The sequence below is a fragment of the Pseudorhizobium xiangyangii genome (genome assembly GCF_020531965.1).
In the GTDB taxonomy this organism is placed as follows: domain Bacteria; phylum Pseudomonadota; class Alphaproteobacteria; order Rhizobiales; family Rhizobiaceae; genus Neorhizobium; species Neorhizobium xiangyangii.
The window spans coordinates 18,588-42,716 of sequence record NZ_JAJAWH010000029.1; the positions used below are offsets into that span (position 1 = coordinate 18,588).

Annotated in this window: 22 protein-coding genes; 17 read left to right on the top strand and 5 right to left on the bottom strand. The window is 59.9% G+C overall.

Features of this window, described 5'->3' with window-relative positions; all coding sequences use genetic code 11:
- Nucleotides 1–189: 189 nt before the first annotated feature.
- The 8 genes from LH464_RS20630 to LH464_RS20665 all read left to right on the top strand — a co-directional run bounded on the left by LH464_RS20630 (nucleotide 190) and on the right by LH464_RS20665 (nucleotide 9,603).
- Nucleotides 190–1,347, top strand: coding sequence for an acyltransferase family protein (locus tag LH464_RS20630; RefSeq protein ID WP_226788296.1), 1,158 nt, complete (start codon nucleotides 190–192; stop codon nucleotides 1,345–1,347).
- A 3-nt stretch (nucleotides 1,348–1,350) separates the two neighbouring features.
- Nucleotides 1,351–2,148 (top strand): endo-1,3-1,4-beta-glycanase ExoK, encoded by a 798-nt coding sequence (gene exoK / locus LH464_RS20635; RefSeq protein WP_315859706.1) that lies wholly within the window; start codon nucleotides 1,351–1,353, stop codon nucleotides 2,146–2,148.
- 53 nt (nucleotides 2,149–2,201) lie between these two features.
- Nucleotides 2,202–3,395, top strand: a complete 1,194-nt coding sequence (locus LH464_RS20640; RefSeq protein ID WP_226788297.1) for a glycosyltransferase — start codon at nucleotides 2,202–2,204, stop codon at nucleotides 3,393–3,395.
- A gap of 9 nt (nucleotides 3,396–3,404) precedes the next feature.
- A complete protein-coding gene (locus LH464_RS20645; protein ID WP_226788298.1) occupies nucleotides 3,405–4,394 on the top strand; it encodes a glycosyltransferase family 2 protein in 990 nt (329 codons plus the stop codon).
- Complete coding sequence (locus LH464_RS20650; RefSeq protein WP_226788299.1) at nucleotides 4,391–5,323, top strand: glycosyltransferase family 2 protein; 933 nt, start codon at nucleotides 4,391–4,393, stop codon at nucleotides 5,321–5,323. The genes LH464_RS20645 and LH464_RS20650 overlap by 4 nt, the downstream gene beginning before the upstream one ends.
- Entirely contained in the window at nucleotides 5,320–6,285 is a 966-nt protein-coding gene (locus tag LH464_RS20655) for a glycosyltransferase family 2 protein (protein ID WP_315859707.1), read from the top strand. Before LH464_RS20650 ends, LH464_RS20655 begins: the two co-directional genes overlap by 4 nt.
- A gap of 26 nt (nucleotides 6,286–6,311) precedes the next feature.
- On the top strand, nucleotides 6,312–7,217 hold the full coding sequence (locus LH464_RS20660; protein WP_226788300.1) for a UTP--glucose-1-phosphate uridylyltransferase: 906 nt from the start codon (nucleotides 6,312–6,314) through the stop codon (nucleotides 7,215–7,217).
- A gap of 73 nt (nucleotides 7,218–7,290) precedes the next feature.
- Entirely contained in the window at nucleotides 7,291–9,603 is a 2,313-nt protein-coding gene (locus LH464_RS20665) for a polysaccharide biosynthesis tyrosine autokinase (protein WP_226788301.1), read from the top strand.
- 82 nt (nucleotides 9,604–9,685) lie between these two features.
- Here LH464_RS20665 and LH464_RS20670 read toward each other — a convergent pair whose 3' ends face one another.
- The 3 genes from LH464_RS20670 to LH464_RS20680 form a co-directional block, all read right to left on the bottom strand.
- Nucleotides 9,686–10,969, bottom strand: coding sequence for a TRAP transporter large permease (locus LH464_RS20670; protein WP_226788302.1), 1,284 nt, complete (start codon nucleotides 10,967–10,969; stop codon nucleotides 9,686–9,688).
- A 52-nt stretch (nucleotides 10,970–11,021) separates the two neighbouring features.
- Complete coding sequence (locus tag LH464_RS20675) at nucleotides 11,022–11,531, bottom strand: TRAP transporter small permease (protein WP_226788303.1); 510 nt, start codon at nucleotides 11,529–11,531, stop codon at nucleotides 11,022–11,024.
- A 71-nt stretch (nucleotides 11,532–11,602) separates the two neighbouring features.
- On the bottom strand, nucleotides 11,603–12,595 hold the full coding sequence (locus tag LH464_RS20680) for a TRAP transporter substrate-binding protein (RefSeq protein ID WP_226788304.1): 993 nt from the start codon (nucleotides 12,593–12,595) through the stop codon (nucleotides 11,603–11,605).
- A gap of 178 nt (nucleotides 12,596–12,773) precedes the next feature.
- Between LH464_RS20680 and LH464_RS20685 the strand changes: the two genes are divergently transcribed.
- From LH464_RS20685 to LH464_RS20720, 8 genes are all read left to right on the top strand, one after another.
- Nucleotides 12,774–13,322: a sigma-70 family RNA polymerase sigma factor gene (locus LH464_RS20685; RefSeq protein ID WP_226788305.1), complete on the top strand. Its 549-nt coding sequence runs from the start codon at nucleotides 12,774–12,776 to the stop codon at nucleotides 13,320–13,322.
- On the top strand, nucleotides 13,309–14,082 hold the full coding sequence (locus tag LH464_RS20690; protein WP_226788306.1) for an anti-sigma factor family protein: 774 nt from the start codon (nucleotides 13,309–13,311) through the stop codon (nucleotides 14,080–14,082). Before LH464_RS20685 ends, LH464_RS20690 begins: the two co-directional genes overlap by 14 nt.
- Nucleotides 14,083–14,099: 17 nt before the next feature.
- A complete protein-coding gene (locus tag LH464_RS20695; RefSeq protein WP_226788307.1) occupies nucleotides 14,100–14,816 on the top strand; it encodes a Bax inhibitor-1/YccA family protein in 717 nt (238 codons plus the stop codon).
- A 155-nt stretch (nucleotides 14,817–14,971) separates the two neighbouring features.
- Nucleotides 14,972–15,955 carry a UDP-glucose 4-epimerase GalE gene (galE, locus tag LH464_RS20700; protein WP_226788308.1) on the top strand — a complete coding sequence of 328 codons (984 nt, stop codon included), beginning with the start codon at nucleotides 14,972–14,974 and terminating at the stop codon, nucleotides 15,953–15,955.
- Nucleotides 15,956–16,095: 140 nt separating this feature from the next.
- Nucleotides 16,096–16,629, top strand: coding sequence for a DUF992 domain-containing protein (locus LH464_RS20705; protein ID WP_226788309.1), 534 nt, complete (start codon nucleotides 16,096–16,098; stop codon nucleotides 16,627–16,629).
- 189 nt (nucleotides 16,630–16,818) lie between these two features.
- Nucleotides 16,819–18,180 (top strand): NADP-specific glutamate dehydrogenase, encoded by a 1,362-nt coding sequence (gene gdhA / locus LH464_RS20710; RefSeq protein WP_226788310.1) that lies wholly within the window; start codon nucleotides 16,819–16,821, stop codon nucleotides 18,178–18,180.
- 169 nt (nucleotides 18,181–18,349) lie between these two features.
- Nucleotides 18,350–19,447: a carboxynorspermidine decarboxylase gene (locus tag LH464_RS20715; protein WP_226788311.1), complete on the top strand. Its 1,098-nt coding sequence runs from the start codon at nucleotides 18,350–18,352 to the stop codon at nucleotides 19,445–19,447.
- 38 nt (nucleotides 19,448–19,485) lie between these two features.
- Nucleotides 19,486–20,727 carry a saccharopine dehydrogenase family protein gene (locus LH464_RS20720; protein ID WP_226788312.1) on the top strand — a complete coding sequence of 414 codons (1,242 nt, stop codon included), beginning with the start codon at nucleotides 19,486–19,488 and terminating at the stop codon, nucleotides 20,725–20,727.
- Nucleotides 20,728–20,787: 60 nt separating this feature from the next.
- Here LH464_RS20720 and LH464_RS20725 read toward each other — a convergent pair whose 3' ends face one another.
- Together LH464_RS20725 and LH464_RS20730 are read right to left on the bottom strand one after the other, a co-directional pair.
- A complete protein-coding gene (locus LH464_RS20725; RefSeq protein ID WP_226788313.1) occupies nucleotides 20,788–21,513 on the bottom strand; it encodes a response regulator transcription factor in 726 nt (241 codons plus the stop codon).
- 13 nt (nucleotides 21,514–21,526) lie between these two features.
- A complete protein-coding gene (locus LH464_RS20730) occupies nucleotides 21,527–22,759 on the bottom strand; it encodes a GAF domain-containing sensor histidine kinase (protein ID WP_226788314.1) in 1,233 nt (410 codons plus the stop codon).
- Nucleotides 22,760–23,025: 266 nt separating this feature from the next.
- Between LH464_RS20730 and LH464_RS20735 the strand changes: the two genes are divergently transcribed.
- Nucleotides 23,026–24,042, top strand: a complete 1,017-nt coding sequence (locus tag LH464_RS20735) for an ABC transporter substrate-binding protein (protein ID WP_226788315.1) — start codon at nucleotides 23,026–23,028, stop codon at nucleotides 24,040–24,042.
- Nucleotides 24,043–24,129 lie beyond the last annotated feature (87 nt).

A 24,129-nucleotide genomic window follows, 5' to 3' on the forward strand; every position in this document is an offset into this window, starting at 1 on the left:
GCCTGGCAGACGGATGGCGCATGGTGCGGTGCAGCAAAAAAATGGCCAGTGCTAGATTTAGGGGTGGCTATTTTGCTGCGCTGCCACATTTTGCTCTCATGTAAAGCCGATCTTTTTCGAGCGCGGGCTCTTGTCTGCTCTGATTGAAATGGCAGCGACGGGAGGCGCCGCCTGATAGAGGTAACTCGTTTGACGGTCGATCAGAACATATCCTCCCGCATCAATTTGATGCGCATTCTACTGATCTCGGGCATCGTGTTCGTTCACGTGCCCCATAATCCTGCGACGAGCCCGTTCACCGGCACGTTCGGGCTGTTCGACTGGCTTCGGGTCTTTCTCGGCGACAGCTTCTTTCGCGTTGGCGTGCCCTGCCTGAGTGCCATCTCCGGCTACCTGCTATTCCAGCGAGGGATGCCCGCGTTCAACTACGGGAAAGTCCTGAAATCCAAAGGCAGGACGGTGCTGACACCGTTCCTGTTGTGGAACATGAGCCTCATCCTCCTTGTTCTCATCATTCAAAAGGCCGGCATAGGCATCGGCTATTTCCCCGATCTCTGGCAGGCTTCGTTTCGTGAATTCCTCAGTCACGCCTTCGGTCTGGAAGGGCTTCCGGTCAATCTGCCGCTCTATTTCCTGCGCGACCTGCTGGTCTGCATCATGCTTTCGCCGATCCTTGCGTTCTTCGTGCTTCGGGCGCCGATGGTGACGTGCGGGCTGTTGTTCGTTCTTGCGGTGTTGCCGGATGTGACGATCGGCATCGTGCTGAAGAAATCGATCCTGTTCAGCTTCACGTTCGGGATTTTCCTGGCGCTCCGCCGTATCGATACGAAAGCTGCCGACCGCCACGCCGTCGCCGGTGTCGCGCTGACGATCACGGCTGCCGCACTTCTTGCGGTAGGTCTCTACTGGACAGGCCCGAGTTTCCCGTTTGGTCTTGATCTTGCGCGAAATACGCTGTCGATCCTGGGTGCTGTCGGTTTCTGGCTGTTGTCGGCATTGCTGATCCGGACCCGGGTCGGGCAGAAGCTCGCCGGCACCGGAAGCCTGAGCTTCTGGATTTTCTGCGCGCATTATCCGCTGCTAGTGGTGCTCTGGATGGTCTGGAACCGCGTCAACGGAGACGATCCCGCGCTCTACCCGTATTTCTATGCCGGCTCCATCATCACGACATTCGTCGTGCTGACCCTGACAAATCGCTTCGTGTCCGGTCGCCTTCCCGCTCTCTATCAGGTTCTGACCGGAAGCCGGGGACGGAAGAAACCGGCTTTTACGCAAGCCGAAAACCCCAATTCTCCGGCCGGTGCAGGTGCACCGGGCGCGGTCGCCATGAGCCAACAGCAAAGGTAACTCATGACAAAGAAAACGACATTCGCCAGCCTTGGACTGAACATTTTCGCCTGCGCTGCCGCGTTGGCGGCGGGAACGTTCAATGCTGCAGCTCAAGCCGGTGCGACGGGAACATCCTTCGTCGAGAACTTCGACCAGATGGACAAGTCGTTCTGGTACGTCTCCGATGGCTGGAACAACGGCGGCCACCAGAATTGCACTTGGTCCAAGAAGCAGGTCTCGGTCGAGAGTGGGGTCCTGAACCTCGGTTTCACGGCAGGTCGGCTCGGCGAGCGGGACTACGCCTGCGGTGAAATCCAGACCCGGGCGCGCTATGGCCACGGCACCTACGAGGTGCGCATGAAGGCTGCCACGGGTTCCGGGCTGAACTCGGCTTTCTTCAGCTACATCGGCCCCGTCGACAAGAAGCCGCACGACGAAATCGACTTCGAAGTGCTGGGCAAGAACACCAACGAGGTGCAGCTCAACCAGTACATCTCGGGCAAGGGTCACAACGAAAAGCTGGTGCCGGTCGCCGGCGGAGCCGACAAGAACTTCAATGACTATGCCTTCATCTGGGAGGAGAACCGCCTCCGCTACTTCGTCAATGGCGAGTTGGTCCACGAGGTGACTGACAAGTCGAAGATCCCGTCGAACGCGCAGAAGATTTTCCTGAGCCTTTGGGGTTCGGACAACCTGAAGAGCTGGATGGGCCCGTTTTCCTATGCCGGACCGACCGGTATGGGCATCGATCGTATCGCCTTCACCAAGCTTGGCGAGGACTGCCAGTTCCCTGAATCAGTGCTCTGCAGGCTCGACTGAATGCTCAGCCGATCGTTCTTGAGAGTTTCCAGGCCCGGTGGAGGTTGGATCAGGTGACATTGCAAATTCTGTATCTTGCGCATGACCTTGCCGATGCCGCCATCCGCCGGCGAGTTCTCATGCTGAAGCATGGCGGCGCGCGCGTTACCGTGGCCGGCTTTCAGCGGGCAGGGAATGTGCTGGCCGACGATGCGGACGTGCGGACGATTTCGCTCGGACGCACGTCGGACGGTCGTTTTGCCCAACGAATCGGCGCTGTTGTCACGGCGAGCCTCAACCTGAAACGTCAGCTGTCCGACGTGGGCAGGCCCGATGTCATCATCGCCAGAAACCTGGAGATGCTAGCACTTGCGGCGCGTGCTTCTGCGGTCTTCGGCCCGGACGTGCCCGTTGTCTATGAGTGCCTCGATATCCACCGGCTGCTTCTGGACGAAGGTCTGAAGGGCAAGGCGCTGCGGGCCGTGGAAGGTCATTTCGGCCGGAACGCGCAGCTGCTGATCACAAGTTCGCCGGCCTTCATCGAGCACTATTTTGCGCGACGGTCGCAATTGCGGCTTCCGAGCATGCTGCTGGAAAACAAGGTGCTGGCACTCGACGGGCAGGTGGGTACGACACTGCCCCAGCCACGTCCGCCGGAACTGGGAGAGCCATGGAAGATTGGCTGGTTCGGCGCCATCCGCTGCCGGAAGTCTCTTTCGATCCTGTCGGAATTCGCAGCCCGCATGGACGGTCGGGTCAAGGTCGTTCTTCGCGGGCGGCCCGCCCATAGCGAGTTCGAGGATTTCGACAGGCAGGTCGAGATGGCGCCGCATGTGGAATTCCTCGGTCCATATCGCAATCCGGAAGAGCTGGATGAGATTTACTCCGACATACAGTTTGTCTGGGCGATCGATTTCTTCGAGGAGGGGCTCAATTCGGAATGGCTCCTGCCGAACCGGCTCTATGAAGGTTCGCTTCATGGAGCAGTTCCGATCGCGTTGAAGTCCACGGAAACGGGGGGTTTCCTGGCGCAGCGCGGGCTTGGCCTGAGGCTCGACAGGGCACACCCCGACGATTTGGTTAGCCTGTTCGAAGCCATGGATCGCCGGCGCTATGGAGAACTCTTCGATTCCATAGCCGCGACCGAGCGCGACGTCTGGCTGGCGGGGCGGGAGGACTGCCGGGCTCTCGTGGCGCGCCTCGCTGCGCTGAATACCAGACCTATCACGGACATGGCATCTGCCACTGTCTCTCCTGTTCGATCCTGAGGTGACGAGATGATCGAGGACCAGATGAAGACGCTTATCGTCATCCCCTGCCTGAACGAAGCTGCGACTATCGAGCCGTTGCTACGGCAACTTTCCGCAAACCGCGGAAACATGAGTTTCAAGATTGTTGTCGCGGATGGTGGCAGCATGGATGGGACGCGGGAGATCGTCGGGCGGCTGGTTTCCGAGCTTCCGGATCTTGTCCTTCTGGATAACCCCAAGCGCCTCCAGGCCGCTGCCATCAACCTCGCAGTCGAGCGCTTCGGCGAGGGATGCGAGTATCTCATCCGCATTGATGCTCATGGTGACTATCCGGATGATTTTTGCCAGTCCCTGCTCCAGGAGGCGGCAGCCTTGCAGGCCGATTCCGTCGTCGTCGGAATGAAGACACTGGGCTTCGGCCTTTTCCAGAAGGCGACAGCGGCGGCGCAGAACTCAAAGCTCGGCAACGGTGGTTCGAAGCACAGGGATGGCGGTGGCGGCCAGTGGGTCGATCACGGTCACCATGCTCTGATGCGGATTTCGGCTTTCCGTGCCGTCGGTGGTTACGATGAAAGCTTCAGCCACAACGAAGACGCCGAGCTCGATCTTCGGCTGAGGCACGCCGGGTTCCGGATCTGGATGACCGGCAAGACCTTCATGACCTACTATCCGAGGTCTACGGCCCGAGGACTTTACCGCCAGTACCTTGGTTACGGCCGAGGGCGAGCCAGGAACCTGCTCAAGCATCGTACCTTTCCGAAGGTCCGGCAGGCCTTGCCGCTCCTCGTCGTTCCCGCCTTTGCGGGGGCTCTGCTTGCATTCCTTCACTGGATCGTCGCCTTGCCCTTCCTTCTCTGGGCAGGTCTCTGCCTCGCCTATGGTTTCTGGATGGCGATAGGGCAGCGCAATCCTTACGGCCCGCTGGCCGCCGTCTCGGCGATGATCATGCATTTCGCATGGTCCGCAGGCTTCTGGTCCGAATTGTTACTGCGTCAGCCGAAGAGGGCGATACAATGAGCAGCTCTCCTCTCCTGAACGCGTCCATCGATATCGGGATCTGCACGTTCCGCAGGCCCGAGCTTCGCGAGACCCTGATGTCGCTCTTCGCGCTGGTGATACCCGCTGGTGCCGGCATCCGGCTCATCGTGGCCGACAACGATGCCCAGCCGAGCGCTAAGCTGCTGGTCGATGAGTTGCGCGGCCTGTCCCCGCACGAGATCACATATGTGCACTGCCCGAAGGGCAACATCTCTATCGCACGCAATGCCTGTCTTGCCGAAAGCACGGGCGATTTTCTCGCCTTCATCGACGACGATGAAGCGGCATCACCGGGCTGGCTGTTTGAACTCTACACCGCCGCGCGTGACACGGGGGCCGATGCCGTCCTTGGTCCCGTCCGCGCCATCTACGATAGCAAGTCTCCGGAATGGATGCGTGCTGGTGATTTTCACTCGACGATGCCTGTCTGGGTCCGCGGCGAGATTATCACCGGTTATACCTGCAATGTCCTGCTGGACATGCACTCGCCTCATATCGCCAGCCGTCGGTTCGACCTCGCTCTTGGTCAGAGCGGAGGGGAGGACACGCAGTTCTTCACCGCCATGACAGAGGCGGGGGGACGGATCGCCTTCGCGTCCGGGGCCCTGTTGGAAGAGCCGGTACCCGCCAAACGCGCCAGCCTGGAATGGCTTGCCAAACGCCGCTTCAGGTCGGGCCAGACGCATGGTCGCCTGGTTGCCGAGAAACATCCCGGTGCAGGACGATTGCCGCAGGCCGGACTTGCCGTGAGCAAGTTTGCGTTTTGCAGCCTGTGTTCGCTGGCAACCGCGTTCTCGGCCGTGAGGCGCAATCGCTACGCCCTTCGGGCTGCGCTGCACGCCGGAGCTGTCAGTGGAATTTTTGGTGTCCGTGAAATCCGGCAGTACGGAATGGTGGAGGCATCATGAGCGATGCTGTTAAAAGCCCCGACGTCAGCTTCGTTATTGCCGCTTACAACGCGCAAGAGACACTCGCTCGCGCTATCGACAGTGCACTGGCGCAGACGGATGTCACGGTCGAAGTGGTGGTGGTGGACGATTGCTCCACCGACAATACCGCAAGTGTTGCCGCCTCCTATGACGATCCCCGCGTCCGCCTGATCAAGCAGCTCTCGAACGGCGGACCTGGCAGGACCCGGAACGCCGGCATCATCGCTGCGACCGGTCGTTGGATCGCGGTGCTGGATTCCGACGACGCCGTTCGTCCCGGCCGTTCCCGACAAATGATCCAGCGGGCCCAAGCGACCAACGCGCAAGTCGTCGTCGACAATCTGGATGTCGTCCCGATGAACGGCGGCCCGTCAGAGACGATGTTCGCCGAGAGCGAACTGGCCGGGCTACAGGAAGTGACGCTGGCGGCTTACATCGACTCCAACGTCATCTTCCGCAGCACGTTTAATTTCGGCTACATGAAGCCGATCTTCGAGCGTGATTTTCTGCTTCGCCACGATCTCTGGTTCGATGAGGCGCTACGCATTGGCGAGGACTATATTCTGCTCGTCTCCTTCCTTGCCGCAGGTGCGAAATGCGCCATCGAACCGTCTTCCGGCTACATATACCATCTCCGCGAGGATTCGATTTCCCGGGTGCTGGAACGGCACCACGTTGAATCCATGCTGGCGGCGGATCACGTGTTCCTTTCCCGCTTTCCGCTGCGTGGGGAGGCCATGGCGGCTCAGAGCCGCCGCACCCGCAGCCTCGAAGAGGCTCGAGCTTTCATCACCCTGGTCGAAGAGATCAAGAAAAAGTCTCTCGGCGGGGTCCTACTAACTGCGATCCGCAATCCGCGTGCCGTCCGGCATCTGCGAATGCCGCTCGCTGTTCGCATGCGCCGGCTCGCGAGAGCGGTCGGCGTCAATCCAATCGGATAGGGAAACCCTCCAGAAAGGACCTACTCATGAAGCATTCCAAACCCGTTCGTAAGGCTGTCATACCAGTCGCCGGCAATGGGACGCGTTTTCTGCCCGCGACCAAAGCGATGCCCAAGGAAATGCTGACCATCGTGGATCGCCCGGTTGTTCAATATGCCGTTGACGAGGCGATGCAGGCGGGTATCGAGCACATTATCTTCGTTACCAGCCGCAATAAGACAGCAATCGAAGATTATTTCGACAGCACCCCCGAACTCGTCTCGGCGCTGACGCGATCAGGCAAGACGGCGCAGGTGGCGCAGCTGGAAAAGATGCTGCCGGTTGCCGGTACCGTAAGCTACACCCGCCAGCAGGTTCCTCTGGGGCTGGGGCACGCGGTTTGGTGCGCACGTGAATTGGTGGGCGACGAACCCTTCGCTCTGTTGCTGCCCGATATGGTGTCTTACGGCTCCCAAGGCTGCATGGCCGGCCTGATGGACCTCTACCAGGAAGTCGGTGGCAATGTCATCGCCGTGGAGGAGTGCGCGCCGACCGAAACGTCCAGCTACGGCATTGTCGGCGTCGGCAACACCGTAGAACATGGCTTCGAGGTGACGGATATGGTCGAAAAGCCCGATCCCGCCGTCGCGCCGTCCAACTACTACCTTAATGGACGCTATATTCTGCAGCCAGAGATCTTCGAGCTCCTCGCTTCGCAGGAGCGTGGCGCAGGTAACGAGATCCAGCTGACCGACAGCATGCAGCGTCTGGCCTCTGCGCAGCCGTTCCACGCCCACGCCTATGCCGGGCGTACGTTCGACTGCGGAAGCAAGCGCGGCTTTATCGAGGCCAACGTGGCCTTTGCAATGCTGAGGGCCGACATGGGCGACGATATCGCCCGGTCGGTTCAACAGCTGGTCAGTGACCGCGAAAACCGCATGAAGGCTGCATAAGCGCAGCACCAAACAAACGAAGGCACCGTTCCTGCGGTGCCTTCCAACCATGAGTACCCAAGGCGACATGACCATGGATCAGGTAAATTTCCGAATGCGGCCCAATTTCCGCAACGATCGGCCCGACGGCGACAGCTTCATCGATCTGGATAAACTCTGGAGCGCGGTCGTTCGGCGTCTCGGGGTGATCATCGCCTGCGTGGCGGCGGCGGTCGTTCTTGCGGGCATCTACCTGTTCACCGCCCAGCCGGTCTACACGGCCATGACCCAGATCCTGATCGACGAGAACCTTTCCCGCTTCGCGGAGGAGGAGGACAGCTCGCAGACGGCACAACAGATCGACAATCGCATGTCGAGTGCGGTCGAAATCCTCAAGTCAAAGGCTCTGGCACTGCGGGTCGTGGACAACGCCCAGCTTGACCAGAACGAGATACTCGTCAATCCGCCGCAGGGTCCTGTCGATCTCGCGAAGAGTACCGTGCGGAGCGTGGTTTCCGCGCTGCTGCCGGGCGGCCCTCCGGCAACGGAAGAAGCCATGCGGGCAGGCCGGCGCGAAAAGGCTGCCGCGATCCTGCAGCAGTCGCTGACGGTCGAGCGCGTTGGGCGCAGCTCGGTCATTGCCGTGGCGACCCGCTCTCCCGACGCGAGGCTCTCCGCTCTCATCGCCAAGACTTACGCGAGTGCCTATCTCGAGGAGCAACTGAACGCCAATTTCGATGCGACGGAACGTGCCTCCGTCTGGCTGCAGGAGAGACTGACGGACCTCAACACGCGCTCGCAGCAGGCGTCTCTGGCTGTGGAACAATACAAGACCGAACACGGGCTGGTATCTCCGCGCGGCGAGCTTATGTCGACCCAGCAGCTTTCCGACCTGAACAGCCAGCTTATCGTGGCCCAAGCGGATGCCGCGACCGCATCGGCCAGATACGAACAGTACAAGGTGATCCTCGATCAGGGACAAGAGGCCGCTGTCAGCAACGCCGTTGTCTCATCGAGAGATACAGATAACTCGATCCTGCAGGACCTGCGGAAGCGGTTCATTTCCATCAACGAGCGAGAACAGGCGATCGTTCAGCAGTTCGGCGCTGACCATCCGCAGGCCGTTGCCCTCAAGGCGGGGAAGGCGGACCTGTCGCGTCAAATCTATACGGAGCTGGAACAGCTGACGGGAAGCTTCCGCAACGAATTCGAAGTGGCAAGCTCTCGGGAGAGGTCGCTTCGCGATAGCATCGAGAAGGTTGCTGGTCGGAACTCCGAGGCGAATGTCTCGATGGTCCAGCTTTCGGAACTGGAACAGAAGGCGGCCGCCCTCAAGACGCTCTACCAGTCCTATCTCGCTCGTTTCGAGCAGGCTTCGCAGCAGCAGTCGTTTCCGATCGCAAAGGCGCGGGTGATTTCCGAGGCCGGCGTGCCTACCGCGCCTTCCAGCCCACGCAAGACATTGACGATGGCGCTTTCGCTGGTTCTCGGCCTGCTTGCCGGTGGTGCCATTGCGGGCTTCCTGGAATTCCGCGAACGGTTCTTCCGGACGGGTGAGGATGTCCAGGACAAGCTCGGCATGCGGTTCCTCGGTTATCTGCCGCATATTGGCGGACAAAAAGCCCAGGCAAGTACCGCGACTGAGGCCGAAACCCTGCCGCAAACAATGCCCGAAGGGGAACGGATCGACTTCCGGCAGATGATGCGGGTAGCGGTCGAGTCGCCGCGGTCAAGCTTTGCGGAGACGTTGCGGAACACTCGCCTGGCCTGTGATATCGTGTTGCAAGGTCGCAAGTGCCGGATCATCGGCGTCGTCTCCTGCCTTCCCGGTGAAGGCAAGTCCACAGTTGCCGCAAACTTCGCGGGTCTGCTGGCCGCCAGCGGTCTGCGCACTCTGGTCATCGACGGGGACCTTCGCAATCCGGGATTGAGCAAGATGCTCGCAACCGAACCTGAGACCGGCATTGTCGAAGTGGCGCTCCAGGAAACGGAATGGACGAAAGCGGTTCGCGTCGACCGGCGTTCGAAGCTGGCGATCATGCCGGTTGCGACGCGTGGGAAAACGCTCGCCCACACCAGTGAGCTCCTGTCGTCGAACGGCATGACGAAGTTTCTGGAAAGCGTCCGGGAAACCTTTGACGTCATCGTGGTTGACTTGGCGCCGCTTGCTCCAGTCATCGATGCCAAGGCGTTCGAGCCACATGTGGACGGCTTCGTTTTCGTTGCGAAATGGGGCGTGACGCCCGTGAAGACGGTCCAGAACGTGCTCGATTCAGACCCACAGATCGCATCGAAGGTGATCGGCGTCATTCTGAACGACACCGAGATGTCGCGACTGTCCCGTTACGCGGATGCGGGTGCTCCGGAACAGTTCCGTGAGCAGTACATGGCCTACTACCAGAACTGATTGCCGGTGGAGCGGGTTCGCGCGGCCTGACCGAGGCCACGCGAACGTTGCTCAAACGTGGTGTATGTCGCTGGCTACGGGCTTAGAAGCCTGCCAGCCGCGGCAGCCACGTGGAGAGGGTAGGCATGAAGGTCACAAGCAGAAGGACAACCACATAAGCGAGGAGGAAGGGGGAAATCTCCCGGGTGATCTCGCTTACCCTGATCTTGACGACCGACGACACCACAAACAGCAGCGCGCCGACGGGCGGCGTGATCAGCCCGATCGTCAGGTTCAGGATGACGACCATCGCAAACTGGATCGGGTCGATACCCAGCTGGAAGGCGATCGGTGCCAGGATGGGCACCAGGATCATCACGCCGGGTAGCGGGTCCATGAACATGCCGAACACCAGCAGCAGAACGTTGACCGCAAGCAGGAAGACGAGCGGGCTCAGGTCCCAGCCGATAATGGTATCCGCCATGAACTGTGGCACGCCCTCGATGATCAGCACCCATGCAAAGGCGCGGGCGGAGGCGAGGATGAGCAGGATGCCCACGGTCACCATCGCCGAGCGGAAGATGATGTCGGGCAGGTCCTTCACCTTCAACGAGCGGTAGATGAACATGCCGCAGAAGAGTGCGTAGAAGACCGCGATGACCGAAGCTTCCGTTGGCGTGAACCAGCCCATGCGAATGCCGCCGACGACAATCACGATAAGGGCCATTGCAGGCACGGCGTAGAACGTGTTGGAGATCATCTCCCGCACGGTGGGTCGTATGTCCATCGAACGGTAGTTGCGCTTGCGCGAGATGTAGAAGTTCACGACGCACATCGCCGCCGAGATGACGAGGCCAGGGACGACGCCGGCGAGGAAAAGCCCGCCCACCGAGACCCGCGGGTCCTGCAGTGCATAGATGATCATGGTGATGGACGGCGGAATGATGGGATCGACAACGGCGACGGCTGCAGCAAGAGCCGAGGCATAACGCTTGTCGTAGCCGCTCTTTTCCATCATCCGGATGGACATCGCGCCGGGGCCTGCGGCAGCGGCCAGTGCCGAGCCCGAAATGCCGGCGAAGAGGGTCGTGGAGATGATGCTTGCATAGCCGAGGCCGCCACGCGCGCGGCCGACGAACTGCGCAGCAAGGCGCAGGAGATGGTGGGTAAGCGCCCCACCTGTCATCAGTTCGGCGGCAAGGATAAAGAACGGTACGGCGAGCAGCGGGAAACTGTCCACGCCCGTAAACATCTCCTTGATCACCACGATCTGAGGGTAGTTGCTGCCGAGAACCACCGCCAGCCATGTTGCAATGGCAAGGGTGAAGGCGACAGGCACGCCCAGTGCCAGCAGGATGAAGAACGAGACGAAGAGAATGATGATCATGATCGGGCTTCTTGCAAGGTGCTTGTGCGGGGAGGAGTGAGCGCGATTGCTGTCAGGCAGCAACCGGCGGTGCGTCATCCTCGCCTTGAAGCGCGCTCATGCCGCCCTTCAGATAGGTTTTCAGGACCAGCAGAACGTGGACGATGAGAAGGCCGAAGCCGATCGGCATGGCGAGATAGATGTAGCCGAAGGGAATTCGCGTGGAGGGCGTGGTCTGGAACATGGTGCGTTCCACGTAGCTCTTGCCTGCCCATATCATCGTGACGAAGAAGGCGAGCATGATGATGGCCACGAGGATACGAACGAGGAATGCTTTGCGTTCGCTTAAGGCCAACTGCAGGTTATCGATGGCGACCAGGCCGCCGTGACGCAGTGTCAGCCCCGCTCCAATGAAGGTCAGCCAGATCATCATATGACGAGCGACCTCGTCCGACCACGTGATGGAGTGATTGGTGACGTATCGGAGGGTTACGTTCGTGAACACCAGAATGGCCATCGCGGACAGAATGCCAATCAGCGCCCAACGGTTGGCCTCCAGAAATATTGTTTCTGCCTTGCGCATGGCCATCTCCCCCTTGGCTGGAACGTCGAAAGAATGGCACCCCCGCAGGTTGGCGGGGGTGCCTCCGATTGCTATTTCGTTGCAATGATCTGGTCGATGAGTTCCTTCGAATAGGACTCATAGTACTGATCATAGGCAGCCTGAATGGCCTGCTGGAATTGCGCCTTCTGCTCGTCGCTCAGCACGTTGACCTGAATACCGGCTGCCTTTGCGGTCTCGACGCCGTTCTTTTCGGAATCGTCGACGAAGGTGCGCATGGCTTCCTTCCCCTTCAACGCGCCATCGGCGAAGATCTTCTTGTCTTCATCCGACAGGCTGTCCCAGAAGGTCGGCGAGACGATCAGCATTGCCGGCGAATAAACATGGCCAGAAACGGTCAGGTACTTCTGCACTTCCCACAGTTTCGCGGAGACGATGACGGAGAGCGGGTTCTCTTGGCCGTCGATGGCGCCCTGCTGCAGGGCCGGGATAACTTCCGGCCAGGACATGGGTGTCGGCGCGGCGCCGGCGGTTTCAAAGGCAGCGATGTGAACCGGGTTTTCCATCGTGCGGATCTTGAGGCCGGCAAGATCTTCCGGCTTCTCGATCGGCTGACGATTATTGGTGATGTGGCGGAAGCCCTGTTCGCCCCAAGCCAGCGCGATCAACTGACGATCGGTGAATTTCGCCAGGATGTCCTCGCCGAGAGGACCATCGAGCACGGCGCGGGCGTGGCCGAGGTCGCGAAAGAGGAACGGGACGTCCGTCACGCCGATTTCCGGCACGAAATTGGACAGTGCGCCGGAAGAAACGACGACGGCCTGAACGCCTGTTCCGAGCTGAAGGCCTTCGATGACTTCGCGCTCGCCGCCCTGAGCGGAGGAGGGGAAGTGCGTGAACGTGAACCGGCCGCCACTGGTTTCAGTGACGTACTTGTCCCAGCCATCGGCAGCAGCGCCGTAATGGGACTCCTTGGCCAATGCGTAGGCGATCTTAACTTCGGTGCTCTGGGCAAATGCGCCTGTAGCCCAAAGGCTGGATACGACGAAGCCGGCAGCGGTGACGCGACCGATAAGCATGTTCATAAGTATTCCTCCTCAACACGAGACCATACGGGTATGAAAGGTCCTTGATGGTCCATCGGTGAAAATGGCGACACGGTCAAGATGTCAGGTAACCGGAGGCGTACGCTCGGCGGGCGGGTGTCCGAAAATTTTTACGCGGTATGCGGAATAAAAGCTCGCGGCGAACGTATATGAAGACATGAGCTCAAGCAGAGACCCTTTCGATGTGATCGGCCAGTTGGCGGCGCTTCGCCGGTACGCGCGTTCGCTCGCGCGAGACGGGGATGACGCCGAGGACCTGGTGCACGACGCTCTGGTTCGCGCCTATGAGCGAAAGCAGACGTTCAAGACCGGTGGCAACCTGAAGAACTGGCTGCTTTCGATCGTTCACAACACCTACATCGATCGCCTTCGGCAGTCGCGCTCGCAACATGCGAGGCTGACTGCAGCGGCGCAATTGACGGAGATCAATGATCGTACCGATCCTGATCACGCGGTCCGTCTGCGCCAGTTGCAGAACGCCTTCTTTGTCCTTCCGGATGAACAACGCGATGCCCTTCATCTCGTGGCAATCGAAGGCCTGTCCTATCAACAGGCGGCCGAGTCACTGGGAATCCCCGTCGGGACCCTGATGTCGCGCATTTCGCGCGCCAGAGAAAAGCTGCGGGCCCTGGAACAGAGTGAGAAAGACGTGCGCCGGAACTCTCACCTGAAAATTATCGGAGGCGGAAAAGATGACACTGACTGATCCGATACTGCCCGGCGACCTTGACGCATATATCGACGAGCAACTTGATGTCAGCCGTCGTATCGAGGTCGAGGCCTACCTTTCGGAATACCCGGAGGCAGCGGCCAGGGTCATGGCCGACCTGCGTGTCCGGGGTGAACTGCGACTGGCGCTTGCTCGATCTGACGTTCACGGTCGCCCGGCGACCCGCGAAGCGGCGCGGCGGCTTCAAGGCGCCTTGTCGAACCGGCGACTCTTCCGGGCATTTCAGCGCTTTGCCGCAGCCCTGGCACTTGTGACGATCGGTTGGGCAGCCAACGGCTATCTCAAGCCCTTCGAACCCCGGGAGGTTATCGCGTCCGTACCGACGCCTGCTTTCGTGGAAGAGGCCGTTCGTGCGCACGGTACCGCGATGTTGCGGGGGCGCATGCCATCGCAACACGAGGCCCCGGACTTCGATGCCGGCGACGTGCGTGCCGCAACGGGCATCGTAATGCCTGATCTGCCCGACGACTGGCAGGTCACGGACGTCCAGATCTTCCCGTCCGCCTTCGGCCCCAGTGTCGAGATGGCAATTCGGCAGGAGGGCGATAGCCGAATTTCTCTGTTTGCCGTGCGGCCCGGCACGTTCTCGGTGGAGCCCGTGTCTGAGGCACAGGTCGCTGACGCACAGGCGTCCTACTGGCAGTCCGGAGACGTCGCCTACGCCCTTGTCGCCGACCACGGCAATGCTGCCGATCTTAAACAGCAAGCCGAAGCGCTTGCCCGTAATCTTCGTTGAACTCACAGGAGAACTATATGAACACTGTTCCACCCCGCTTCGGCTATCAGGCGACACAGTCGCAGGCGCTCTTCGACGAGGGTCTGCGCAAGCACATGCTGCGCGTCTACAACTATATGGGCCTTGGCCTGGTTGTGACGGGCCTTGTTGCCTTCATCGTTGGCACGACGCCGGCTCTCTACGTCCCGATCTTCTCGTCGCCGCTCAAGTGGGTCGTGATGCTCGCGCCGCTGGCCTTCGTGTTCTTCTTCACGTTCCGCATTCAGACCATGTCGGCCTCGGCTGCCCAGATGACCTTCTGGGCCTTCTGCGCGGTCATGGGGCTGTCGCTGGCATCGGTGTTCCTGGTGTTCACCGGCGCAAGCATCACGCGCACGTTCTTCATCGCTGCCACCATGTTCGGCTCCACCAGCCTTTACGGCTACGTGACCAAGCGCGACCTGTCGAAAATGGGCTCGTTCCTGATCATGGGTCTGATTGGCGTGGTGATCGCTTCGGTCGTCAACATCTTCCTCGGCTCGAGCGCGCTGCAATTCGCGATCTCGGTCATCGGTATCGTCGTATTCGTCGGCCTGACGGCCTACGACACGCAGAATATCAAGGAACAGTATGCCGAGAACGTCGACCAGGAGTCCCAGCAGAAGATCGCTGTATTCGGTGCGCTGTCGCTCTACCTCAACTTCGTGAACATCTTCCAGCTGCTGCTGAACTTCACGGGTGACCGGGAGAGCTGATCACCTTCCAGAAGTGAGTTCGAAACAACATGGCGCGGCTTGGTCCGCGCCATGTTTGCGTTATGGGTGCGCAACGGATCGCAGCGCCTTATTTCCATCGCGGTGTCTCCGTCTATAGTGCCGGTTGTACGCAACCTGTCTGGATTGAGATTCGCATGACGCAAAAGAAAGTTCTGGTCGTTGGTGGGGCCGGTTACATCGGATCCCATACATGTCTTGTTCTCGCCGAGCGGGGCTATCAGCCGATCGTCTTCGATAATCTCTCGAACGGCCACGCAGAGTTCGCTCGCTGGGGACCGTTGGAGGAAGGCGACATCCGGGACCGTGCACGGCTCGACGAGGTTTTCGCCGAGCACCAGCCCGATGCCGTGCTGCACTTCGCGGCTCTGATCGAAGTCGGCGAGTCGGTGAAGGACCCGGTTGGCTTCTACGAGAACAATGTCATCGGTGCGCTCACGCTTCTGGCGGCTACGATGTCCGCCGGTGTTGAGGCATTCGTCTTTTCGTCCACCTGCGCAACCTACGGGCTGCCGGAACAGGTGCCGATGGACGAGACCCACCGGCAGGCTCCGATCAATCCCTATGGTCGGACGAAATGGGTCATCGAACAGGCGCTCAAGGATTACGGCACCTACAAGGGCCTGCGCTCGGTGATGCTGCGCTACTTCAACGCCGCGGGAGCAGATTTCGAAGGACGTATCGGCGAGTGGCACTCGCCCGAGACACATGCCGTTCCGCTGGCGATCGAAGCTGCGCTCGGTCGGCGGGATGGTTTCAAGGTATTCGGCAGCGATTACGATACGCGCGATGGAACCTGCGTCCGGGATTACATCCATGTCCTCGACCTAGCGGATGCGCACGTCCGGGCCGTCGACTATCTTCTCGGCGGCGGGGAAACTGTCGAACTCAATCTTGGTACCGGCACGGGCACGACGGTGAAGGAGTTGCTGTCCGCAATCTCCGATGTGTCTGGTCGGCCGTTCCCCGTCGAATATGTCGGCCGGCGGGACGGTGACTCCACATCGCTCGTCGCCAATAACGACAAGGCGCGCGATGTGCTTGGTTGGCAGCCGCAATACAGCCTCGAGGATATCATTCGTTCCGCCTGGAACTGGCATTCCCGAAGCAACCGCGGTTAGGGATGGCTGAAATAAAAGTTAACGAACCGTTATTTGCCCCGATGGATCATTCTCCCATCACAATCGTTCTCTCCAACTGAAATCACGCAGGTCCTCCGCGACGGGGGCATGCCGCAGAATTTCAGAAACGGAGACTGAAAATGAAAAAGATCCTCACGGCCGCCCTTTCGGCAGCAGCAATCGCAACCGTCATCGCTCCAGCCGCTCTGGCTGCCGATGCCGTGCGTTATCAAGAACAGGCGCCGGTCTATCAGGAATCGGACGCTCGCAACGGTGTGAAGATCGGCTATCTGACGTGTGACATCGGCGGTGGAGTTGGCTACGTACTGGGGTCGGCCAAGGAAGTCGGCTGTACTTTCAGCTCGATCGACGGGTCCCGCACTGATAGCTACGCGGGTGCGCTCCGCAAGATGGGCATCGACCTAGGCTTTACGACGCGAGGCAGGATGGTCTGGGCCGTCTTCGCACCGACGGCGGGCTATCACTCCGGTTCGCTCGCCGGGCTGTATCAGGGCGTCACCGCTGAGGCGACCGTTGGCGCAGGCGTCGGCGCTAACATCCTGATCGGCGGAACCTCTGGGTCCATCCATCTGCAGACGATCAGCGTACAGGGCCAGCTTGGACTTAATGTCGCAGCGACGGGAACCTCCATGACCCTCACCGCTGTCAATTGATCGCGGCGAACGTCAGGAACTGAGTAGCAAATCCCGCCATGCCCCGCATGGCGGGATTTGCTTATTTGATCACCATGGAGGGCGGTTTATAAGCAGAATTCCAAAAATTCTGTTCTCTTTTCCATTTGTTTCGCTAATGCAGTGTGCAATTGAGCATTTGTTGTGCGTCAGGCTGATGGAGTAGCTGAAATGGTAAAAGTGGACGAGAAGCTCGAGCCGATCCTGCAGGAGGTGTTGCGGCGCAATGCAGGCGAGCACGAGTTTCACCAGGCGGTCCGAGAAGTTCTGGAGAGCTTGGGACGCGTAATCGCCAAGCATCCCCGTTATCTTGAAAACGCTCTGATCGAGAGGATCTGCGAGCCGGAGCGGCAGATCATCTTCCGCGTCCCGTGGGTTGACGATGAAGGCCGGGTTCAGATCAATCGCGGCTTCCGGGTACAGTTCAATTCAGCCCTTGGTCCCTACAAGGGCGGCATTCGCTTTCATCCTTCGGTCAATGTCGGGATCATCAAATTTCTCGGGTTCGAGCAGACATTCAAGAATGCGCTAACCGGCATGCCGATCGGTGGCGGCAAGGGCGGGTCCGACTTCAACCCGCGCGGCCGGTCTGACGGCGAGATCATGCGGTTCTGCCAGTCGTTCATGACGGAGCTTCACCGCCATATCGGCGAGTACACCGACGTTCCGGCCGGCGACATCGGTGTGGGAGGGCGCGAGATCGGTTACATGTTCGGCCAGTACAAGCGCCTGACCAACCGTTACGAGGCGGCCGTACTCACGGGCAAGGCGTTGTTCTATGGTGGCTCGCGTGCCCGCACGGAAGCCACTGGCTATGGTAACACCTATTTCGTCCAATCCATGTTGGCGAGCAAGGGTCAGAGCTTTGACGGCAAGAAGGTTGTGGTCTCCGGCTCCGGCAACGTCGCGGTCTACAGCGTGGCGAAGGTGCAGTCCTTCGGCGGCAAGGTATTGGCCGTGTCCGACAGCTCCGGGTATATCGTCGACGAAAACGGTATCGATCTCAAGCTGTTGAAGGAAATCAAGGAAGTCCGCCGCGCTCGCATCTCCGACTATCTGCGCGCAAAGGGAGAGGGCAAGGGCGTCTACTTCGTCAAAGCCGACGCCGGCTCGATCTGGGACGTTGCCTGCGATGTCGCAATGCCGTCGGCAACCCAGAACGAGCTTACCGGTAAGGATGCCAAGACGCTTGTCGAGAATGGTGTGATCGCTGTAGGCGAGGGCGCCAACATGCCGTCCACGCCCGACGCGATCCGCATTTTTCAGGAGGCAGGGGTTCTCTTTGCGCCCGGCAAGGCAGCCAACGCCGGTGGTGTGGCAACCTCCGCCCTCGAGATGCAGCAGAACGCGTCCCGCGACAGTTGGACCTTCGAGCAAACAGAGACCCGCCTCGCGACAATCATGCGCAACATCCACGACACGTGTGCAGAAACCGCCGACGAATATGGTGCACCGGGCGATTATGTGCTTGGCGCCAACATCGCCGGTTTCGTCAAGGTGGCTGAAGCCATGGACGCGCTTGGCGTAATCTGATCGCTTCCAGTCCGGACGGCTTCGCCTCTTGGAGGATGGAAGCCGTCCGGACTGCCTGGACAAAGCCGGACAATCCTTCTTGCCGGGCGGATTTGGGTTGAGTCTCTGGACGATCCGGGGTATTCGCCCCCTTCCTGACGGGCATGCTCCGAGGCAAGGCGTCCATTCCATGATCCAGACACCGTATTACCTGATCGACAAGTCAAAGTTGCTCCGCAACCTGGAGACAATTGCGCGTGTCCGCGAAGCGTCCGGCGCCAAGGCGCTGCTGGCGCTGAAGTGTTTTGCGACCTGGTCGGTCTTTGACTTCATGCGCGATTACATGGATGGCACGACCTCGTCGTCGCTCAACGAAGTCCGTCTCGGCCACGAACGTTTCGGCAAGGAAACGCACGCCTATTCCGTCGCCTACGCGGATTACGAGATCGACGAGGTCGTCAGCCACGCCGACAAGATCATCTTCAATTCGATCGGCCAGCTGCAGCGTTTCGACAGCCAGTCCGCCGGCATCGTCCGCGGCCTGCGCCTCAACCCGGGCGTCTCCTCGTCCTCGTTCGACCTGGCCGATCCCGCCCGCCCGTTCTCGCGGCTGGGCGAATGGGACGTGACAAAGGTCGAGCCGGTGATGGACCGAATTTCCGGCTTCATGATCCACAACAACTGCGAGAACAATGACTTTTCGCTGTTCGACCGGATGCTGGGCCAGATCGAGGAGCGCTTTGCGCCGCTCCTGAAGAAGGCTGAATGGGTAAGCCTCGGCGGTGGAATCCATTTTACGGGCGAGGGTTATCCTGTCGATGCATTCTGCGAGCGGCTGAAGCGCTTTTCCGGCGAATACGGCGTGCAGGTCTATCTGGAGCCGGGCGAGGCCTCTATCACCAAGTCGACGACGCTCGAAACCACCGTCCTCGATACCCTTTACAACGGCAAGAACCTCGTCGTGGTGGACTCGTCCATCGAAGCGCATATGCTGGATCTTCTGATCTACCGTGAAAATGCAAAGGTTTACCCAAACCAGGGGCCCCATCGTGCCATGGTCTGCGGCAAGTCCTGTCTTGCCGGGGACATCTTCGGAGAATTCGACTTCCCTGAAGAGATCAAGATCGGCGACCGCATCTCGTTTCAGGATGCTGCCGGTTACACGATGGTCAAGAAAAACTGGTTTAACGGCGTGAAAATGCCGGCAATCGCCATCCGTGAACTGGATGGCAGCCTCAGGACGGTCCGCGAGTTCGACTACGCGGATTACGAACACAGCCTTTCCTAAGGCTTCTGACGATTGGACTTAAGGAGTTGGTCCCCATCATGAAAAAGAACGTTCTCATCATCGGCGCTGGCGGCGTCGCACAAGTCGTGGCTCATAAGTGTGCCCAGAACAACGATGTCCTCGGCGACATCCATATCGCCTCGCGCACCAAGTCCAAGTGCGATGACATCATCGCGTCCGTGCATGAGAAAAAGGCGATGAAGCAGCCGGGCGTGCTGGAAGCGCATGCGCTCGACGCGCTGGACATCGAGGCCACCAAGGCTCTTATCAAGAAAACCGGCTGCGAGATCGTCATCAATGTCGGCACAGCGTTCCTGAACATGTCGGTACTGCGCGCCTGCATGGATACCGGCGTCGCCTACATCGACACCGCGATCCACGAGGAGCCGAACAAGATCTGCGAAACGCCGCCATGGTACGGTAACTACGAGTGGAAGCGCGCCGCTGAATGCGAGGAGAAGGGCATCACCGCCATTCTCGGCGCCGGCTTTGATCCGGGCGTCGTCAACGCCTATGCCCGTCTCGCCAAGGACGAGTATCTCGACAAGGTGACCGACGTCGACATCGTCGACATCAATGCCGGCAGCCACGGCAAGTATTTTGCTACGAACTTCGACCCTGAAATCAACTTCCGCGAGTTCACCGGCGTCGTCTATTCCTGGCAGAACGGCGAATGGAACGTCAACAAGATGTTCGAGATCGGCAAGGACTATGATCTGCCGGTCGTCGGTACCCGTCGCGCCTATCTCTGCGGTCATGACGAAGTGCATTCGCTGGCCAAGAACATGGATGGCGCCGACGTGCGCTTCTGGATGGGCTTCGGCGATCACTACATCAACGTCTTCACCGTCCTGAAGTCGATCGGTCTTCTGTCCGAGCAGCCGGTCAAGCTCGCAGACGGTTCCGAAGTCGTGCCGCTCAAGGTCGTAAAAGCCTGCCTGCCCGACCCGTCGTCGCTCGCTCCCGAATACGAGGGCAAGACCTGCATCGGCGACTTCGTGAAGGGCATCAAGGACGGCAAGGAGCGGACGGTGTTCATCTATAACGTCGCCGACCACAAGGAAGCCTACAACGAAGTCGGCTCCCAGGGCATTTCCTACACGGCAGGCGTTCCGCCGGTCGCGGCCGCCATGCTGGTTGCCACCGGCGAGTGGGACATCAAGAAGATGGCCAATGTCGAGGAGCTTCCGCCACGGCCGTTCCTGAACATCCTGAACCATATCGGCCTGCCGACGTGGATCCGCGACGAGCAGGGCGAGCGTCCGCTGACGTTCTCCTGATCCAGCTTGCATTCCTGATCTGAAATGCCGCGGCGGGTGCCGCGGCATTTCTATTTGTGGCTATGGCTTGGCACCTAGCCATTCGTTCAGTTCGATCTCGGCCCGTTCCAGGGCGCTGTAGTTGATCAGCTTTCGCAAGACCGCCACCGCGACCGCGCGGCTGCGCAGGTTGTAGCGGCCCTCTTCGCTGTCATCCCCCATCCTTTGGTAGATGTTGAGCTTTTCATACAGTTGCTGGAGACGGTTCTGGACACTGCGAAGCGAGAGGTTGTGACGCCGGGCGATCGTCCGATCCGTCAGCCCGAGAGCGATGTCGATGAGGATCTCGTATTCGACGTCGGTGAAGCCATTGACGGTGCCGAGGCTCTTCTGCTGCATGCCGCGCACCTCGCGGTCGATGACGCATTGTGCCTCCATGAAGATGCTGCGTAGCGCAAGCTTGAGCTTGTTATCGGAGGCTGATTTCAAGACATAGCCGTAGGCCGCGCCCTCTGGCACGATCCGCGAGACGCCGCGGACATAAGCTTCATCCGCATAGTTTGACCAGAAGAGAATGCGCGTGTTTGGCCGTTCCTTCCAGATGGTGCGCGCGGCTTCGATGCCATTGCGTTCTGCCATCTGCAGATCCATCACGATGTGCTCCGAGCGGTGCTGCCGCGCCAGGCTTTCGCCGCTCCTGCCGTTGTCGGCTTCGATGACCGCATCGCATTCCGGCAAGGCCGCACGAACGGCGTCATGCAGGTAGGAACGGTGCAGGGGATCGTCTTCGACAATGAGGACTTCCATGTGAATTTCCTTGCTAGATCGTTGTCTTGCTACAGGGCGCTATGTGCAGCGAAAGCCCGATGCAGGTTCCGGAATGTTTCGGATTGCGGCCCATGTCGAAGCGAGCGCCGATCAGCCGCGCCCTTGTCCGCATGTTGTCAATGCCGTGGCCGACCTGCTCCCGTGGGTTATCGATGCCGACGCCGTCGTCGGTTACCGTGACATATAGCTCGTTTTCGTCGCACTGAAGTTGAACGACGACATTCGTCGGCTGCCCATGCCTGATCGCGTTGTTGATGGCCTCCTGGACGATCCGGAACAGGGCGATTGCCACCGTCTCCTCAAGCGCTTCGAGCTTGCCGCCGCATTCATCAATCATCCGCCAGTTGATCGGCAGGCCGCTGTCATGGACGGAACGCTCTAGATGGTTCTCGATTGCCTGCGCGACGCCGAAGAGCTGGAGGACGGAGGGCTTGGCTTCCTCGATGATCTGTCGCAGGTCATGCATGCAGTGCTGCAGGCCGCGCACCAATGGCTCCAGTGCCTCGCCGGAAACATCCGGCAGGTGGGTCAATCGTTCCATGCGGCGGGCGAGCCGGGTCAGGTCAGCCAGTGTCTGGTCGTGCAGGTCCATGCCGATCCGCTGGCGTTCCGCCTCAAGTGCCTCCGTCAGTTTCAGGGCGCCGAGCCTAAGCCCCTCTTCCCGGGCCCGCGCTTCCGTCTCGACGACCGCCGAGCGCTTCGCCTGGTCTGCAGCGCGCAAGGCGAAAAAATACGGGGCCAGAAGGTCGGTGATGGAACGCGCGTTTTCTACGTCAGCCATCGTGTAGTGGTCGGGTTGGCGGCTGGAGCAGCTGAGCGCGCCTATGATATCTCCCTGCACCCGAAGCGGCACATGCAAGCGGCTCTTGAGCGACAGCGCGATGATCGGGCTCGAGAATGCGCCATCGAAGTGAAAGCGCGGATCGCTGCAGGCGTCGCCCGAGAGGAGGTAGTCGACCTCACCGGAAAGCAGGCTGCGGATCGGGCTGCCCGTCAGCAGTGCGGGTGGCTGCCTGCTCCAGGCCGTTTCGAGGCCGCTTTCATAGGCGATATGGTATTTTCCATCGATCATCTTGATGCAGACATCGAGATGATCGTGAGGAATGATGTGCCCGATCTCGACTGCCACGGCCTGAATGATGGAGTTGAAATCCAGTTGGCCGGCCAGCAGCCGCGAAATGCCTAGATAGTGGTCGAAAAGCGAACTTCTCGTCGAGTTCAGCATAGGCAGACGTCCTCCCAGTCGCCAGCAGATCAGGTGGTGCGACACCCGACACGGATTAAGCGCCTCATGACGCCTCTTGTCTTGCGGGATCCCGCATATTTTGCGCGATCATCCGCAGGTGCATTGCCTGGAAGCACCTTTGCAAGATCGAGCTTCTCCTTCATTCTCCTCTTACTGAGCGCGATAGCGCCAGTGCAACATCAATCCATGGGCCGTTGAGGAGCGACCCTGCTGATGAGCCCGGACGGGCGAATAGGGAGGACATCATGACCATTAAGAAGATGCTTCTGGCGTCTATTGCCGTAGCGTGCGCAGCCATACCGGTTTCCGCTTCGGCAGAAACAGCTGACAAGAAGATCGCTCTATCCAACAACTACGCCGGAAATTCCTGGCGGCAGGCCATGTTGACTAGCTGGGACAAGATCACCAAGGAAGCCGTCAGCAAGGGTATCGTCGCTGCTGCCGATCCGTTTACGACCGCCGAGAACCAGGCGACCGAGCAGGCCGCCCAGATCCAGAACCTTATCCTGCAAGGCTATGATGCAATCGTCATCAACGCCGCTTCGCCGACAGCATTGAACGGTGCGGTCAAGGAAGCGTGCGACGCCGGTATTACCGTCGTCTCGTTTGACGGCATCGTAACCGAACCCTGTGCGTGGCGCATCGCGGTCGACTTCAAGGCGATGGGCGAAAGCCAGATCGATTATCTGGCGAAGAAAATGCCGGACGGCGGCAACCTGCTCGAGATCCGTGGGCTTGCCGGTGTTTCCGTGGATGACGAAATCCATGCCGGCATCCAGGCTGGCGTCGAGAAGAACTCGAAGTTCAAGCTCGTCGGATCCGTGAACGGCGACTGGGCGCAGGATGTGGCGCAGCGTGCCGTTGCTGGCATCCTGCCGAGCCTGCCGGAAGTCGCTGCCGTCGTGACCCAGGGTGGTGATGGATACGGTGCGGCCCAGGCTTTCGCCGCTGCCAACCGGCCAACCCCGACCATCGTGATGGGCAACCGCGAGGATGAGCTTGTCTGGTGGAAGCAGCAGAAGGACGCCAGCGGATACGAGACGATGTCCGTCTCGATCGCTCCCGGGGTCTCGACCCTCGCCTTCTGGGTCGCCCAGCAGATCCTCGATGGCAAGGATGTCAAGAAGGACCTCGTCGTGCCGTTCCTGCGCATCGACCAGGAGAACCTTGAGGCAAATCTGGAGAACACCGAAAAGGGTGGCGTAGCGAATGTTGAATACTCGCTTGAAGATGCCCAGAAGGTGATCGGCGCAGCCATGTAATGGAGCATTTGCTCCGTCTCCCTGCCGGGTGCGGTCACAATGGCCGCATCCGGTGGATCTCCTGTAGCCGCTCTCATCCAGCTGATA

Coding starts and splice junctions, on each gene's coding strand:
- exoK (WP_315859706.1), top strand. CDS start 1,351: ATGACAAAGAAAACGACATTCGCCAGCCTTGGACTGAACATTTTCGCC.
- LH464_RS20645 (WP_226788298.1), top strand. CDS start 3,405: ATGATCGAGGACCAGATGAAGACGCTTATCGTCATCCCCTGCCTGAAC.
- LH464_RS20650 (WP_226788299.1), top strand. CDS start 4,391: ATGAGCAGCTCTCCTCTCCTGAACGCGTCCATCGATATCGGGATCTGC.
- LH464_RS20655 (WP_315859707.1), top strand. CDS start 5,320: ATGAGCGATGCTGTTAAAAGCCCCGACGTCAGCTTCGTTATTGCCGCT.
- LH464_RS20660 (WP_226788300.1), top strand. CDS start 6,312: ATGAAGCATTCCAAACCCGTTCGTAAGGCTGTCATACCAGTCGCCGGC.
- LH464_RS20665 (WP_226788301.1), top strand. CDS start 7,291: ATGGATCAGGTAAATTTCCGAATGCGGCCCAATTTCCGCAACGATCGG.
- LH464_RS20670 (WP_226788302.1), bottom strand. CDS start 10,969: ATGATCATCATTCTCTTCGTCTCGTTCTTCATCCTGCTGGCACTGGGC.
- LH464_RS20675 (WP_226788303.1), bottom strand. CDS start 11,531: ATGCGCAAGGCAGAAACAATATTTCTGGAGGCCAACCGTTGGGCGCTG.
- LH464_RS20680 (WP_226788304.1), bottom strand. CDS start 12,595: ATGAACATGCTTATCGGTCGCGTCACCGCTGCCGGCTTCGTCGTATCC.
- LH464_RS20685 (WP_226788305.1), top strand. CDS start 12,774: ATGAGCTCAAGCAGAGACCCTTTCGATGTGATCGGCCAGTTGGCGGCG.
- LH464_RS20690 (WP_226788306.1), top strand. CDS start 13,309: ATGACACTGACTGATCCGATACTGCCCGGCGACCTTGACGCATATATC.
- LH464_RS20695 (WP_226788307.1), top strand. CDS start 14,100: ATGAACACTGTTCCACCCCGCTTCGGCTATCAGGCGACACAGTCGCAG.
- galE (WP_226788308.1), top strand. CDS start 14,972: ATGACGCAAAAGAAAGTTCTGGTCGTTGGTGGGGCCGGTTACATCGGA.
- LH464_RS20705 (WP_226788309.1), top strand. CDS start 16,096: ATGAAAAAGATCCTCACGGCCGCCCTTTCGGCAGCAGCAATCGCAACC.
- gdhA (WP_226788310.1), top strand. CDS start 16,819: ATGGTAAAAGTGGACGAGAAGCTCGAGCCGATCCTGCAGGAGGTGTTG.
- LH464_RS20715 (WP_226788311.1), top strand. CDS start 18,350: ATGATCCAGACACCGTATTACCTGATCGACAAGTCAAAGTTGCTCCGC.
- LH464_RS20720 (WP_226788312.1), top strand. CDS start 19,486: ATGAAAAAGAACGTTCTCATCATCGGCGCTGGCGGCGTCGCACAAGTC.
- LH464_RS20725 (WP_226788313.1), bottom strand. CDS start 21,513: ATGGAAGTCCTCATTGTCGAAGACGATCCCCTGCACCGTTCCTACCTG.
- LH464_RS20730 (WP_226788314.1), bottom strand. CDS start 22,759: ATGCTGAACTCGACGAGAAGTTCGCTTTTCGACCACTATCTAGGCATT.
- LH464_RS20735 (WP_226788315.1), top strand. CDS start 23,026: ATGACCATTAAGAAGATGCTTCTGGCGTCTATTGCCGTAGCGTGCGCA.